Raw genomic sequence first — 15,651 nt, forward strand, 5'->3', positions numbered from 1 at the left:
CTTTCATTTTTAATTCAAAATTATTGAAATAAAAATAAATATCATTCAATTTGTTATTTTTGTGTTGCAATTCATTCTCCGACACGCCATTTTCTTTCTCTCGCAAATTCGTATTGGATGCACTTATGTCATTCACAAATACCCCTGAACGCTATGGTGTTATATCTGCGGCCTTCCATTGGCTAAGCGCAATTATTGTCTACGGCATGTTTGCTTTAGGTCTGTGGATGGTCACGCTCAGTTATTACGATGGCTGGTATCACAAAGCACCCGAACTGCATAAAAGCATCGGTATTTTGTTAATGATGGGGCTGGTTATTCGCGTTCTGTGGCGTGTCATATCTCCACCGCCGGGTCCGCTGCCGAGTTATTCGCCCATGACTCGTCTTGCCGCAAAGGCTGGACATCTCGCATTGTACCTATTGCTGTTCGCCATCGGCATCAGCGGCTATCTGATCTCAACTGCCGATGGTAAACCGATCAGCGTTTTTGGCTGGTTTGACGTCCCCGCGACCCTTGCCGACGCTGGCGCACAGGCAGACTTTGCCGGTGCCCTGCATTTTTGGCTCGCGTGGAGCGTCGTAGTACTGTCCGTTATGCACGGATTTATGGCCCTGAAGCATCATTTCATCGATAAAGACGACACTCTGAAGCGCATGCTGGGAAAGTCGTCATCTGACTATGGAGTATAAAAAATGAAAAAAAGCCTGCTTGGTTTAACCTTCGCGTCCCTGATGTTCTCTGCCGGTTCAGCGGTTGCCGCCGATTACAAAATTGACAAAGAAGGTCAGCACGCCTTTGTTAATTTCCGCATCCAGCACCTTGGCTATAGCTGGTTATACGGCACCTTTAAAGATTTCGACGGTACTTTTACCTTTGACGAAAAAAATCCGGCTGCCGATAAAGTGAATGTGACAATTAACACCACCAGCGTCGATACTAATCACGCCGAACGCGATAAACATCTTCGCAGTGCAGATTTCCTCAATACCGCAAAATATCCACAGGCAACATTCACCTCCACCAGCGTGAAGAAAGACGGTGACGAACTGGATATTACCGGCGATCTGACGCTGAATGGCGTAACCAAACCCGTCACGCTGGAAGCGAAATTAATTGGTCAGGGCGACGACCCATGGGGTGGTAAACGTGCAGGCTTCGAGGCCGAAGGCAAAATTAAGCTCAAGGACTTCAATATCAAGACAGATTTAGGTCCAGCTTCTCAGGAAGTGGATCTGATTATTTCAGTGGAAGGCGTACAGCAGAAGTAAGCGTGAAATGTTGCCGGATGGCACGCATCCGGCAATGATATTTATTCTGTTGGATCAGGAATGCCCAGTGTTGTATTCAGACGTCCACGAGACTTATTAAAGATCTTATTGCCATTTTCACGTCCTGCCCGACGGCGTCGCTGTTCTTCTGGCGGTAACGCGCTTTCTTCGCAGCAAATCTCACTACAACAACCTTTGTATTTTTCCGCGCATACTGGACACTGAATAAACAGCAGGTGGCAGCCATCATTTTTACAGTTGGTATGGCTGTCGCACGGCGCGCCGCACTGGTGGCAATGCGCGATAATCTCATCCGATATACGTTCGCCCATCCGCTCGTCAAAAACAAAATTTTTGCCAATAAAACGCACCGGCAAGCCCTGCTCGCGCGCCTTACGGGCGTATTCAATAATTCCGCCCTCGATATGCCAGACTTTGTTGAATCCGTTATGTTTCATCCAGGCACTGGCCTTTTCACAACGAATGCCGCCGGTGCAGTACATGACGATTTTTTTATCTTTATGTGCCTGCATCATCTCGACTGCTTTTGGCAGCTGCTCACGGAAGGTATCTGCCGGAATTTCGAGCGCGTTTTCAAAGTGCCCCACTTCATACTCATAGTGGTTACGCATGTCGATAAATAGTGCATCGGGATCGTCAAGCATGGCGTTCACTTCCGCCGCTTGCAGATACTCACCAACATTGCTGGCATCAAAGTGAGGATCGTCAATACCGTCGGCAACAATGCGATCGCGTACCTTCATGCGCAGTACCCAGAAGGATTTCCCGTCATCATCCAACGCGATATTCAGGCGTAAACCCTCTAAAGCCGGGTCGAAGGCATAGAGCTGCGCGCGAAATGTTTCAACATTGCTCGCAGGTACGCTGATTTGCGCGTTAATGCCCTCATGCGCCAGATACACTCGCCCAAAAACATTCAGCGCGGTAAACAGCTGATATAAAGCGTCACGGGTCGCCTTAGGATCGGCGATGTGGAAATACTTGTAAAACGAAATGGTGGTTCGCGGTTCGCTCTCAGCCAACATTTTGGCTTTTAGCGCGTCGTTGGAAATGCGGTTGTGTAACACTGGCATGGTGTACGGTTCCTGCGAGATGGGAAAGTAAAAATCCGCGGCATGATATAGCAATTATCGATAATTAACATCCACACATTTTACGCTACATTTGCGCATTAAAAATTATTTGTTATTTACAAGCGCGGCAATTTCGCCCAGTCTTCAGCCACAAATTTTGGTTGCGGGCGAAAAAATGCGACAATACATACAATTGCCCGAATAGGTTGAAAAACAGGATTGATATGACGAATCTACCCAAGTTCTCCACCGCACTGCTTCATCCGCGTTATTGGTTAACCTGGTTGGGTATTGGCGTACTTTGGTTAGTCGTGCAATTGCCCTACCCGGTTATCTACCGCCTCGGTTGTGGATTAGGAAAACTGGCGTTACGTTTTATGAAACGACGCGCAAAAATTGTGCATCGCAACCTGGAACTGTGCTTCCCGGAAATGAGCGAACAAGAACGCCGTAAAATGGTGGTGAAGAATTTCGAATCCGTTGGCATGGGCCTGATGGAAACCGGCATGGCGTGGTTCTGGCCGGACCGCCGAATCGCCCGCTGGACTGAAGTGATCGGCATGGAACACATTCGTGACGTGCAGGCGCAAAAACGCGGCATCCTGTTAGTTGGCATCCATTTTCTGACACTGGAGCTGGGTGCGCGGCAGTTTGGTATGCAGGAACCGGGGATTGGCGTTTACCGCCCGAACGATAATCCACTGATTGACTGGCTACAAACCTGGGGCCGTTTGCGCTCAAATAAATCGATGCTCGACCGCAAAGATTTAAAAGGCATGATTAAAGCCCTGAAAAAAGGCGAAGTGGTCTGGTACGCACCGGATCATGATTACGGCCCGCGCTCAAGCGTTTTCGTCCCGTTATTTGCCGTTGAGCAGGCTGCGACCACGACCGGAACCTGGATGCTGGCACGGATGTCCGGCGCATGTCTGGTGCCCTTCGTTCCACGCCGTAAGCCAGATGGCAAAGGGTATCAATTGATTATGCTGCCGCCAGAGTGTTCTCCGCCACTGGATGATGCCGAAACTACCGCCGCGTGGATGAACAAAGTGGTCGAAAAATGCATCATGATGGCACCAGAGCAGTATATGTGGTTACACCGTCGCTTTAAAACACGCCCGGAAGGCGTTCCTTCACGCTATTAAATCTCCCATGCCGGATGCTTCAGAATGGCATCCGGCATTACCACAGCAAATCCCCCTGATTTAGCGATAAAAGCTCTCTGGATTGCGCCCCCTGGAAGTCGGGCGCATAATTAGTGTGCTTATCTTTTCTTCTTATGTTCACCGCGCCTGGCGCACCAACAGCGGATTGCTATGTCACCCTGTGAAAATGACACCCCTATAAACTGGAAACGAAACCTGATCGTCGCCTGGCTAGGCTGTTTTCTTACCGGGGCCGCCTTCAGTCTGGTAATGCCCTTCTTACCCCTCTACGTTGAGCAGCTTGGCGTTACCGGTCACTCCGCCCTGAATATGTGGTCCGGTATTGTCTTCAGCATTACATTTTTATTTTCGGCCATCGCCTCACCGTTTTGGGGTGGACTCGCCGACCGTAAAGGCCGAAAACTCATGCTATTACGCTCTGCCCTCGGCATGGGCATCGTGATGGTGTTGATGGGACTGGCACAAAATATCTGGCAGTTTTTGATCCTACGGGCGCTTCTTGGGTTACTTGGCGGATTTGTCCCCAACGCTAATGCTCTTATCGCCACACAAGTACCGCGTAATAAAAGCGGCTGGGCGCTGGGTACGCTCTCCACAGGCGGCGTTAGTGGTGCGTTGCTCGGCCCAATGGCTGGCGGCCTGCTCGCCGATAGCTACGGCTTACGTCCGGTATTCTTTATTACCGCCAGTGTGCTCATACTCTGCTTTTTCGTCACCCTGTTCTGCATCAGAGAAAAATTCCAGCCGGTCAGCAAAAAAGAGATGCTGCACATGCGGGAAGTGGTGACATCACTTAAAAACCCGAAACTGGTACTCAGCCTGTTTGTCACCACGTTAATCATCCAGGTGGCGACAGGCTCAATTGCCCCCATTCTGACGCTGTATGTCCGCGAACTGGCGGGTAACGTCAGTAACGTCGCCTTTATCAGTGGCATGATCGCCTCGGTGCCAGGCGTGGCGGCTCTGCTAAGCGCACCACGACTCGGCAAACTTGGCGATCGAATCGGACCCGAAAAGATCCTGATTACAGCGCTGATCTTTTCTGTACTGCTGTTGATCCCAATGTCTTACGTTCAGACGCCATTGCAACTTGGGATTTTACGTTTTTTGCTCGGTGCCGCCGATGGTGCACTACTCCCCGCCGTACAGACACTGTTGGTTTACAACTCGAGCAACCAGATCGCCGGGCGTATCTTCAGCTATAACCAATCGTTTCGTGATATTGGCAACGTTACCGGACCATTGATGGGAGCAGCGATTTCAGCGAACTACGGTTTCAGAGCGGTATTTCTCGTCACCGCTGGCGTAGTGTTATTCAACGCAGTCTATTCATGGAACAGTCTACGTCGTCGTCGAATACCCCAGGTATCGAACTGATTTTTCGCCTTTCATACTTGCAAAAGCGGAGAATCAGCTATCCTTTTCCCTGAAACCTCATCAACTCAAAGGGAGAATCGTGATGACCATGTACGCAACGCTTGAAGAAGCCATTGACGCTGCACGCGAAGAATTTCTTGCAGACAACCCCGGCATCGACGCCGAAGATGCGAATGTGCAACAGTTCAATGCCCAAAAATACGTTTTGCAGGACGGCGACATCATGTGGCAAGTTGAGTTTTTTGCCGACGAAGGGGAAGAAGGTGAATGTTTACCTATGCTTAGCGGTGAAGCCGCGCAAAGTGTTTTTGATGGCGACTATGATGAGATAGAGATACGCCAGGAGTGGCAGGAAGAGAATACATTACATGAATGGGACGAGGGGGAATTTCAGCTTGAGCCACCGCTGGATACCGAGGAAGGACGCGCAGCAGCTGATGAGTGGGATGAACGTTAATCACTCATACGGGCCATGATGAATGTCGATCGGCAGCAGTAAAGTATCAAAAACCAGAGAGAATGGCAGATCAAGGATCGTGACATAACGCCAGGCGGAGTCACGCACATCCCATTGCACACCGGGATAATATTGGTTGCCATGCCCCTGCCCCGGTATAGTGCGACTAATAATGCTGCCACAGCCACTCAGCAAGGTCACCATGATGCTCACCACAATTAAACGCATTTAATACCTCTTTCGTAAAAAAATACCGGCATAACGCCGGTATTTTTATTGGCTCGTTGTTTTTGCCGGATGCGGCGTGAACGCCTTATCCGACCCACAAAATCTTGCAAAATCAATAAATTGCAGGAGCGATGTAGGCCTGATAAGCGTAGCGCATCAGGCAACTACGTTTTTATTGCGAAGCCGCATCCGGTTTACGCAATGCCAGTGGATTGAGCTTTATCCCTTCGTAATAACTCACCCATGAAGAATATCTCTCCGGGGAATTCCAGACGCGGAAATGCAGACGGGCCATCGTCACCGGATCGCTTAGCAGCACCAGGCGACGATCGCGATTCAGCTTCTCTGGCGTCTCGTTCAGCGCCTGTTCAACGTGGCGGTCACGGGCGATTTCCAGCACCTTACTGGCGCGGTGACGCGCGGTCGCCATTGCGGTTGCCAGAGCGTTAAATGACGGGTTAAACACTGCGTGCATAAAGCCATCATCAAGGGAGCGTTGACGATTCATCTCAAGGAACCGATCGGTATCAACCAGCACCTGCGGCGGCGAATACTCTTCCGGGATCAGGAACAGTTTCCAGCGTTTGGTGCGCAGACCAACGGTGGCACGGCTGGAAATCACCGAAACAAACGGTGACAGGATCAACGAGAAGACAATCGGTGCCAGCCAGAACAGGAAACGCAGATCCAACCACGCCATACCAACAGCCCACACTAACCCTAACAGCAGCTGTGAGCCGTGGCGTTTGAACGCTTCACCCCAGGAAGTGGAGTCATCATCACGCTGCGGTGAATTCCACACCACTTCCCAGCCAAGGAACGCGCTGACGACGAAGACCGTATGGAACAGCATGCGTACCGGAGCCAGCAGCACGGAAAACAGCACTTCCAGCAGCAACGATAATGTAACGCGCCAGAAGCCGCCGTATTCTTTCGTTCCTTTGCACCAGATAAGCAAAATGCTCAATAACTTCGGTAGGAACAACAGCACCATGGTCGAAGCAAAAAGTGCAATCGCCAGCTCAGGACGCCACTGCGGCCACACCGGGAACAACTGCCGTGGTTGCAGGAAGTATTGCGGTTCGGTCAACGCATGTACTACCTGCAATGCAGTAGAGAGCGCGAGGAACATAAACCACAGCGGAGCGGAGAGATAAGACATCACGCCCGTCAGGAATACCGCACGGTGAACCGGGTGCATACCCTTCACCAGGAACAGACGGAAGTTCATCAGGTTACCGTGGCACCAGCGGCGGTCACGTTTTAGCTCATCAAGCAAGTTAGGCGGCAATTCTTCATAAGAACCCGGGAGATCGTAAGCAATCCAGACCCCCCAACCTGCACGGCGCATCAACGCCGCTTCCACGAAGTCATGTGACAGGATTGAACCGGCAAAGGAACCTTCGCCCGGCAGCGGAGCCAGTGCGCAGTGCTCGATAAACGGTTTCACGCGGATAATCGCGTTATGTCCCCAGTAGTGCGACTCGCCAAGTTGCCAGAAGTGCAAACCGGCTGTAAACAGTGGCCCATACACGCGGGTCGCGAACTGCTGACAGCGCGCATACAGCGTATCCATACCGGACGCTTTCGGCGACGACTGAATGATCCCGGCGTTCGGGTTGGCTTCCATCAGGCGCACCAGCCCGCACAAACAATCACCGGTCATTACCGAGTCAGCATCCAGCACCACCATGTAGCTGTACTGGCTGCCCCAGCGACGGCAGAAGTCATCGATATTACCGCTTTTACGCTTCACGCGGCGACGGCGGCGGCGATAGAAAATCTGACCTTCGCCACCGACTTCAGCGATAAGCTCCATCCAGGCTTTTTGCTCTGCGACGCAGATATCCGGGTTATAACTGTCACTAAGAATGTAGACATCAAAGTGTTTGGCATTCCCGGTGGCTTTTACTGATTCCCACGTTGCACGCAGGCCAGCAAAAACACGGTTCACGTCTTCGTTACAGATAGGCATGATCAACGCCGTGCGATGCTCCGGGTTTAATGGTTCATCGCCAACTGTTGACGCAGATATACTGTATTTATCGCGACCAATAAGCAGTTGCAGGAAGCCCATTAACGCCGTCCAGAATCCGGCGGACACCCAACAGAACAGTACCGCAAAGAGGATCAGGATACCGGTTTGCAGCATATAAGGCAGAAGCTGCATAAAGGAAACCCACAAATCCTGACCAACCATATCCATAGGATTAATCAGCGCCCAACCCTGATAAGGAAGAATGGTCTTCATATACCAGGTCGCGACGACAGTTTGCGCGAGCGTCAGGATCAACAGAATGTAACGGCGGATGGTACCGACGGTACGCCACTTTTGCTCGCTCTCCTGCTCTTCTTTGGTCAAACGAGCCAGATAGCGCGGCGTGACATCGCGTCCACGCAGGCGATCCCAGAAACGGCCTACCGGGTTGGTACGCCACGGGTCGGGAAACATCGAGGAGCGTTTTGCTTCTGGCATCGCCTTCAGCTGATCGCGCCCTTCGTCGTCTTTAATTAACTGTCCATCAGCAAGTGAATCTGGCCAGGCTTGTTCCAGACGCGCCTTTACCGAGCCTTGCGGGGAATCATCCTCCCGCGCCCAGGTGCGGTGTTCGGCATCCAGCGCCTGATGAACGGCGCGGATATCAGTCTTCGGCAATGCCGCTTTCTCGCTTGCGGCGATGGGCATTGCGTCAATGTACTCAGTTGTCTTATTCATTGGCAGGTAACTGGTAGCTCCAGGTTTCACTCAACGTCTGATCGGCATTCACCAGCGCAGCACGCATTTCAGTGGTTTTCTTGGCATCTTTCACTTTCACACGCATCACCAGACGCCAGCCTTTGGTAACCGGGTTATAGCGCACCGTGCTTTCAACTATCTCACCATTATCACCAATGCTGGTTTGCGCTGTGACCGGGGTATCCTCTGGCAGTTTTTTCATCTCTGCGCCGGTAAAATCGACCACAAAGGCGATAGTACCGTCAGGCTGGCGGATCAAGTTCGACTGCTTCACATCCCCCGTTGAACGACGCGTTTGTTGCACCCATGCGTTATCTGGCGCATGCAGTTTGTCTTCATCACGGCTGAAGGTGATGGTGTATTTAAAGTTCATCTCTTTACCCGGCTCCGGCAGCTGATCCGGCGTCCAGTAAGCGACGATGTTATCGTTGGTTTCATCGTTGGTTGGAATTTCCACCAGCTCAACGCTGCCTTTACCCCACTCCCCTTTCGGAGTCACCCATGCGCTTGGACGAAGATCGTAACGATCATCGAGATCTTCAAAGCGGGAGAAATCACGACCGCGCTGCAACAGACCGAAGCCTTGCGGGTTCTCCATCGAGAAGCTGCTGACCGCTAAATGTTTCGGGTTATTCAACGGACGCCAGATCCATTCGCCATTACCGGCATGGATAGACAGACCGTTAGAGTCGTGCAACTCCGGACGATAGTTATTTGCAGGCGACGGTTGGTTCGGCCCAAACAGGAACATACTGGTTAACGGTGCAACCCCCAGTTTGCCGACTTTATCGCGCAGATAGATTTTCGACTGCACATCCACAACCGTGTCACGCCCTGGCATAACCACGAATTTGTAAGCACCTGTCGCGCGCGGCGAGTCAAGCAATGCATAAATGGTTAAACGTTTATCAGTCGGTTTTGGACGCTCGATCCAGAACTCTTTGAAGCGTGGAAATTCTTCACCCGATGGCAAGGCGGTATCAATTGCCAGGCCGCGGGCAGAAAGGCCATAAACCTGACCTGCACCAATCACGCGGAAATAGCTGGCCCCGAGCATGCTGACGATTTCATCGTTTTTATCTTTGCTGTTGATCGGGTAAAGCACTTTAAAACCGGCAAAACCAAGGTCTTTTACCGTGTCTTTGTCATGCTGAACATCGCCGAAAGTGAAATAATCCGGGCTGTATTTGATTCGTTTGACTGCGGTGGCAGTCACTTCATTTATTTTGACCGGGGTATCGAAGTACATACCCTGATGGTAGAACTCGAGTTTGAATGGGGTCTTCAGATTGTTCCAGTACGCTTTGTCATGATTAAACTGGATCTGCTGATAGTCCGCGTATTTCATATCGCGGAAAACGGAGGGCAAGTTGCTTTTGGGCGCCTCATAGCCTTTCCCGGCTAAGGATTGAGCTTGCTTTGCGACATCATCAATACTGAAAGCCCAGCTTGAAGATGTATACAGGGTTAACATTACTGCAGCACTCAACCAACGCATTTTCATCATTTGTAGTTTATGTTTCATAATTAGTAAGCACTTCCCCCTTTGTGTGCTTATATCGATCCGATCTATTTTAATGGATAACCAGCCATTCCGACAACAGAATCCCGGTATCGTTCAGCACGCTGGCTCATGGATTAAGCATCTGATTGCAACCGTTTTCACTTTCCGTGCTTCTCCTAAAGACAGAAGCATCGACTTCGTGTAGGGTTTGCCAGCAATTTTATTTATCAACCGTCTTACAGACGCTTCCATTCTGGTTAGTGGTAGCGATGATGCTATGCATAAAAACCTTGAAGCCTGCGCCTGGCGCGGTCAGGTCGGTGTCGCTATGGCAACAAGCCTAAAGGCATAACCCGACAGGGATAAGACGAAAAATCCGAGATTAGTTAACCATATATGAATCCAGTACCCGCGCAACGTGAATATTTCCTCGACTCCATCCGCGCCTGGCTGATGTTGTTAGGGATCCCTTTTCATATTTCTTTAATCTATTCGAGCCATACATGGCATGTGAATAGCGCCGAACCATCATTGTGGCTGACCCTTTTTAATGACTTCATCCACTCGTTCCGCATGCAGGTATTTTTCGTTATATCCGGCTACTTTTCCTACATGCTTTTTTTACGCTATCCCTTGAAAAAATGGTGGAAAGTACGTGTCGAACGTGTAGGTATCCCGATGTTAACAGCCATCCCCCTACTGACATTACCGCAATTTATTATGCTGCAATATGTCAAAGGAAAAGCGGAAAGTTGGCCTGGGCTGTCATTGTATGACAAATATAATACGTTGGCCTGGGAATTAATATCACACCTGTGGTTTTTACTGGTGTTAGTAGTCATGACGACGCTGTGCGTATGGATATTTAAGCGCATCAGAAATAATTTAGAAAATTCTGATAAAACGAATAAAAAATTCTCGATGGTAAAACTATCGGTGATTTTTTTATGCCTCGGCATCGGTTATGCGGTAATAAGAAGAACGATTTTTATTGTGTATCCGCCCATTCTGAGTAATGGCATGTTCAATTTTATTGTCATGCAAACGCTATTTTATTTACCGTTCTTTATCCTCGGCGCACTGGCTTTCATTTTCCCTCATCTTAAAGCCTTGTTTACCACGCCGTCTCGTGGCTGTACCCTCGCTGCAGCATTGGCGTTTGTCGCTTATTTACTCAACCAGCGCTATGGCAGTGGCGATGCCTGGATGTACGAAACCGAGTCAGTGATCACCATGGTCCTCGGTCTGTGGATGGTGAATGTGGTCTTCTCCTTTGGCCACCGTTTGCTTAACTTCCAGTCAGCGCGGGTGACTTATTTTGTTAACGCATCGCTATTTATCTATCTGGTTCACCACCCGTTAACGCTGTTTTTCGGCGCATACATTACACCGCACATCACCTCCAACTGGCTTGGTTTTCTCTGTGGCCTGATATTCGTAGTAGGGATTGCGATAATTCTGTATGAAATTCATTTACGCATCCCGTTACTGAAGTTTTTGTTTTCTGGTAAACCGGTTGTTAAGCGTGAGAACGATAAAGCACCAGCCCGTTAAGCCACATTTACAATAACCATTCCACGGGCAATATCGACGCCAGTCTGACCATAACCCGCTTCCAGAAACTGGTGGCGGGTTCTTTTTTGAGAATAATCTCTTTCTTTGCATGACGATCAACCCAGTTGATCCGTCCCCACCTGTCCAGACGGAGCTGCCAGGCCGCATCATACTGGCTCTGAATAAAGCGTTTATCAATTAACTGTGCCAGCGTTTCGCTCTCTATCACGAAGCCCATTTCAGTATTGAGCAATGTTGAACGCGGATCGAAATTGAAAGAGCCGATAAACACCGTTTTACCATCGATGCTAAAGGTTTTAGCATGCAGGCTGGCTCCGGAATTACCGGTTATGCCGCGATCGTGTAACGTACTACTTTGTTCACGCGTCGGCTTGAGTTCATATAATTCCACGCCATAGCGGAGCAATTTTTTGCGCCAGCGCGCGTATCCGGCATGGACGACAGCAACATCGTTAGCGGCAAGAGAATTGGTTAGGATCGCAATCTTTACCCCTTTTCTCACCATCCGTAAGAGTTGCGCCACACCTGCGCGTGTCGGTACAAAATAGGAAGAGATAATATCGATGCGTTCACTGGGTGAGCCCATGATATCGAACAGGCGCTGCGGTAACAGTGAATGCCGTTTTGCCTTGCCCTCCCCTTTCGCCGGATCATCACTTAATAAACGTGTTTTCGCCCAGATAAGCGGCAACGTTCCATCAACCAGATGATTTATAAACGGACTGGATTCCATTTTGCGTAAGTAACGATGCGTCATAGCATCGTTATGCCAGGAGGCGGGTAACTCGATGCGATCCGCCATTTCACCTTCCGGGACATCCAGCACTTGCTGTAAGGGTGAAACCGATTTGCAATACCAGTAGCGGGCGAAATCATCGGCAACGTCCTCTACCACGGGCCCTATTGCCATAACATCTAAATCCGAAAAAAGTGGCTCTTCCCCTGCCCCAAAATAGGCATCACCAATATTTCGCCCCCCTACCAGCGTCACCACGCCATCGACAGTGAAACTTTTATTGTGCATACGGCGATTGAGACGGGAAAAGTCGGTGATATAACCAAGCGGACGCAGCAAGCGAAACGAGAAAGGATTAAAAAGCCGGACTTCAATGCGGGGATGGCTGTCAAGCAAGCGTAAAATGTCGTCAAGTCCGGGCGTATTGTTGTCGTCCAGCAACAAACGGACGCGAACGCCACGCTTTGCTGCGGCTAACAGGGCGGAAAACAGTAACCGACCCGACATATCGTCCTGCCAGATGTAATACTGAACATCCAGCGTATGCTCTGCCATTTCGGCCAGACGATACCGGGCGGCAAACGCATCCAGACTTTTATCCAGAGGGAAAAGACCACACTGACCGGGATGTTGCGAACACAGTGGCAGCACCGCGCTCGCCAGCCGGGGCAAATCATTCATCTCCTTGTTGGGTAAGGAGTCTTTCGTAGAGGTGGGCGTTTTCTTCATCATAACAGACAAAGTATACCTGTTCGGGTAAAGCGTGACGGGTAATAAATTCTGAAACGGTTTTAACTGCGATTTCAGCCGCTGCCGCACGAGGGTAACCATAAACCCCAGTACTGATTGCAGGAAAAGCCACTGACGTATAGCTGTTTGCCGCCACCAGTCGTAGGCTATTGAGATAGGCATCCTGCAAAAGCTGGTCTTCGTTTTGTTCACCACCACGCCAGACTGGCCCGACGGTGTGCACTACGGCTTTAGCGGGAAGAGCGCCTGCAAGCGTAATAACGGCATGCCCCGTAGGGCAATCGCCCTGCTGTTGCCTGACTTTTAAACAGGCATCCAGCAGGGCCGGACCCGCTGCGCGATGAATGGCCCCATCGACGCCGCCGCCTCCCATTAATGACGGATTAGCCGCATTCACAATCACATCAACGGCCAGTTTGGTAATATCACCCTGCACAACATGAATACGCGTTTTCATAACGCCTCCTTACACCTTCTTGTTTCTTAAGTGTACAGCAGGCTTTTTGGTTAAATCGCATTTTTCTGCTCAGCAACGTGCGTTGTTCAGAAACTTAGTTATATTCGATGTTCATTACAGCCAGCTTTTTCTGTTTATCAAGATACTGCACTTTTACTGAGGCTATTTGCGCGTTTTTAACATTACCGCTCATTAACGCTTTGCTGGAATAGGTTTTGCCCGGAACAGAACCATTCTGTGGGCAGTTCATTTCTACGGGTGATGACTGGGTGCTGACGTCACATGCCGGTTCCACAATTTGGCCATAAAAATGGATCCCCCCCCTTGCGCGGTGCTTCCTGCGATGGCAATAAAAGGAAAAAGCAAACTGCCGAGCATAAGAGAGTTTAAAAAAGGTCTGAACATTTATTCTATTTCCTCAATGATTAGTCATCCTTGAGGGTTGTGTTATCCATACTTTCAGGTTGGCTGATTCGCAGCAGACCATTCTCTCCAGATTCATCTTATGCTCGATATTTCAACAAATTAAGACTTTTCTGAAGAGGGCGGCCATTGTTGTGATAAATGAAGTGACTGTCCATCAGAAACAGTAACAACTATTTTCACCCGATCTTCCGGGGAAATATTTAAACTCAACTTCGTCAAAGCAATAGGTTGATTAGCAGGCAATGAGAGGGTCTTTTCTTGCTTCGTCTGACTTTGCCCTGAACTGCCTTCGCGCAGGGACAATATTTGTACTCTGCACAGACAAGATTGAGTAAGAGTGACTTCAGGAATAATGGTATACACATCCCCTTGCTGGGTCGTATTAAAGGTTATCTGGCTGGAAAGTGCCGCAAGGAGTAATAACGCATTCATATTCTTCTCCCGAAAAAAAACAGGGCTTGCGCCCTGTTTCTGTAATACAAATGATGTATTAGTACTGATGAGCGGTCGCGTTGTTACCAAAGCCAACCTGAGTCACGTTGACGGAGGAGTTAGATGCAGTCTGGTCAACTGCAGCACCGTTGCCACCACCGAACTGTTTAACAGTCATTTCAGAATTTTTGCCGTTCCACTGATCAAGAGTGGCGCTGTTACCGAAGCCACGTTGGGTCAGATCGATTGAGCTGTCATCTGAGCCCTGACCTACATCTGCACCATTACCACCGCCATGCTGGGTAATAGTCAAGTCAGAGTTACGGGCATCAGTTTGCAGAGCAAGTGCAGAGTTACCGCCACCGTACTGGTAAATGTTCAGCTCTGAATTTGGGCCGCTATTATTACCGCCACCACCGTGGTTACCGCCGCCGCCGTACTGAGGAACAACACCTGCCAGAGCGCTACCGGAGAATACGATTGCTGCAATTGCTGCTACTTTTAAAAGTTTCATGTAAAACCCCCATCGGATTGATTTAAAAGTCGAATGGAAATTAACGTTGTGTCACGCGAATAGCCATTTGCGACTGTCTCTGCACTACAATTGCCGTTTTTTGAGTACCATACTGTGTAATATTTGCTTTATTACCAGAACCTTTCTGGATAATCATCGCAGTATTACCATAAGCACCTTGCGAAATACTGGCATCGTTGGCACTGCCCGCCTGATCAATATATGCAAGGTTATAATCTCCTGTCTGGTCAATCTTTGCCCGGTTGCTACTACCTTCTTGCGCAACAACCGCCAAAAGTTTTGAGCCTCCCTGCCGTAACTGAGCACTATTATTCGTCCCAGCTTGACCAATTATGGCTGCCTGATTAAATGAAGACTTACTCAATTCATTTACCGCGAAGTTATATTCTGAATTAGCTAAATCATAACCTGCTGCGGCTGCAATCCCAGGCGCACCCAGTATTGTTAACATCATAAATAACAATTTGTTTTTCATGTTGTCACCCTGGACCTGGTCGTACATTTAAGAAATTAAATCATTTCAACTTGGTTGTTAACGCAACCTGTATTTTGTTAACGCTGCGTTACGATGGAAAGTATGTCTGCGGAAATATTTTTAATAACTCACCCGCGCGTTGTATTTTTCTTTTTTTGTTCATACCAAAGTATTAAAACCCACGTAAATACGCTGTTACCTACGCAAAAAATATTTTGTTTTCTTTTAAACCTCCGTTTTCCGCTATCAAAAATCACCAGACAGTCATTTTTCTTGCCCGTCGCTGATTGCTGCGATATGTCTTGCGCACAAGCCGTGACAAACCTCGTCTTTTTGCAGTAAAAAATTGTCCACGGAGGTGCGGAGAAAAAACAAGAACGTTTTACATGACGAAAGGACTACACCGAAATATTTTTTATATGTATTATTAG

Annotated in this window: 15 protein-coding genes and 1 pseudogene; 6 read left to right on the forward strand and 10 right to left on the reverse strand. The window is 49.2% G+C overall.

What is annotated here, in order from left to right:
* Positions 1-125 precede the first annotated feature (125 nt).
* Together QZF50_RS18595 and QZF50_RS18600 are read left to right on the forward strand one after the other, a co-directional pair.
* The gene (locus QZF50_RS18595; protein WP_000011108.1) at positions 126-692 is read left to right on the forward strand and encodes a cytochrome b; all 567 of its coding nucleotides are present in this window, start codon (positions 126-128) and stop codon (positions 690-692) included.
* Positions 693-695: 3 nt separating this feature from the next.
* Complete coding sequence (locus QZF50_RS18600) at positions 696-1,271, forward strand: YceI family protein (protein ID WP_000749261.1); 576 nt, start codon at positions 696-698, stop codon at positions 1,269-1,271.
* Positions 1,272-1,312: 41 nt separating this feature from the next.
* On the opposite strand, the gene QZF50_RS18605 is transcribed toward QZF50_RS18600, so the two are convergent.
* Entirely contained in the window at positions 1,313-2,365 is a 1,053-nt protein-coding gene (locus QZF50_RS18605) for a rhodanese-related sulfurtransferase (protein WP_001144616.1), read from the reverse strand.
* 224 nt (positions 2,366-2,589) lie between these two features.
* On the opposite strand from QZF50_RS18605, the gene lpxL reads away from it, so the two are divergent.
* The 3 genes from lpxL (at position 2,590) to QZF50_RS18620 (ending at position 5,365) form a co-directional block, all read left to right on the forward strand.
* Positions 2,590-3,510, forward strand: coding sequence for a kdo(2)-lipid IV(A) lauroyltransferase (lpxL, locus tag QZF50_RS18610; protein WP_000183364.1), 921 nt, complete (start codon positions 2,590-2,592; stop codon positions 3,508-3,510).
* Between the two features lie 171 nt (positions 3,511-3,681).
* Positions 3,682-4,908, forward strand: a complete 1,227-nt coding sequence (mdtG, locus tag QZF50_RS18615; protein ID WP_000074172.1) for a multidrug efflux MFS transporter MdtG — start codon at positions 3,682-3,684, stop codon at positions 4,906-4,908.
* An 82-nt stretch (positions 4,909-4,990) separates the two neighbouring features.
* Entirely contained in the window at positions 4,991-5,365 is a 375-nt protein-coding gene (locus QZF50_RS18620; protein ID WP_000180056.1) for an acidic protein MsyB, read from the forward strand.
* On the opposite strand, the gene QZF50_RS18625 is transcribed toward QZF50_RS18620, so the two are convergent.
* The 3 genes from QZF50_RS18625 to mdoG all read right to left on the reverse strand — a co-directional run bounded on the left by QZF50_RS18625 (position 5,366) and on the right by mdoG (position 9,837).
* Positions 5,366-5,593 (reverse strand): YceK/YidQ family lipoprotein, encoded by a 228-nt coding sequence (locus tag QZF50_RS18625; protein ID WP_001237205.1) that lies wholly within the window; start codon positions 5,591-5,593, stop codon positions 5,366-5,368.
* A 172-nt stretch (positions 5,594-5,765) separates the two neighbouring features.
* Positions 5,766-8,309, reverse strand: a complete 2,544-nt coding sequence (gene mdoH / locus QZF50_RS18630; RefSeq protein WP_001295445.1) for a glucans biosynthesis glucosyltransferase MdoH — start codon at positions 8,307-8,309, stop codon at positions 5,766-5,768.
* The gene (mdoG, locus tag QZF50_RS18635) at positions 8,302-9,837 is read right to left on the reverse strand and encodes a glucans biosynthesis protein MdoG (RefSeq protein ID WP_001300662.1); all 1,536 of its coding nucleotides are present in this window, start codon (positions 9,835-9,837) and stop codon (positions 8,302-8,304) included. Before mdoG ends, mdoH begins: the two co-directional genes overlap by 8 nt.
* 393 nt (positions 9,838-10,230) lie before the next feature.
* On the opposite strand from mdoG, the gene mdoC reads away from it, so the two are divergent.
* Positions 10,231-11,388 (forward strand): glucans biosynthesis protein MdoC, encoded by a 1,158-nt coding sequence (mdoC, locus tag QZF50_RS18640; protein WP_001070350.1) that lies wholly within the window; start codon positions 10,231-10,233, stop codon positions 11,386-11,388.
* Positions 11,389-11,395: 7 nt separating this feature from the next.
* On the opposite strand, the gene clsC is transcribed toward mdoC, so the two are convergent.
* From clsC to csgB, 6 genes and pseudogenes are all read right to left on the reverse strand, one after another.
* Positions 11,396-12,877, reverse strand: coding sequence for a cardiolipin synthase ClsC (clsC, locus tag QZF50_RS18645; protein ID WP_073972140.1), 1,482 nt, complete (start codon positions 12,875-12,877; stop codon positions 11,396-11,398).
* The gene (gene ymdB / locus QZF50_RS18650) at positions 12,819-13,352 is read right to left on the reverse strand and encodes an O-acetyl-ADP-ribose deacetylase (protein WP_000857399.1); all 534 of its coding nucleotides are present in this window, start codon (positions 13,350-13,352) and stop codon (positions 12,819-12,821) included. Before ymdB ends, clsC begins: the two co-directional genes overlap by 59 nt.
* A gap of 94 nt (positions 13,353-13,446) precedes the next feature.
* Positions 13,447-13,757: pseudogene (ymdA, locus tag QZF50_RS18655) on the reverse strand (protein YmdA).
* Between the two features lie 120 nt (positions 13,758-13,877).
* Positions 13,878-14,210 (reverse strand): curli assembly chaperone CsgC, encoded by a 333-nt coding sequence (csgC, locus tag QZF50_RS18660; protein ID WP_000992834.1) that lies wholly within the window; start codon positions 14,208-14,210, stop codon positions 13,878-13,880.
* Between the two features lie 58 nt (positions 14,211-14,268).
* Entirely contained in the window at positions 14,269-14,724 is a 456-nt protein-coding gene (csgA, locus tag QZF50_RS18665) for a curli major subunit CsgA (protein WP_000771437.1), read from the reverse strand.
* A gap of 40 nt (positions 14,725-14,764) precedes the next feature.
* Complete coding sequence (gene csgB / locus QZF50_RS18670; RefSeq protein WP_000791650.1) at positions 14,765-15,220, reverse strand: curli minor subunit CsgB; 456 nt, start codon at positions 15,218-15,220, stop codon at positions 14,765-14,767.
* Positions 15,221-15,651: the final 431 nt, after the last annotated feature.

The organism is uncultured Escherichia sp. (assembly GCF_948475835.1).
Classification (GTDB): domain Bacteria; phylum Pseudomonadota; class Gammaproteobacteria; order Enterobacterales; family Enterobacteriaceae; genus ECMA0423.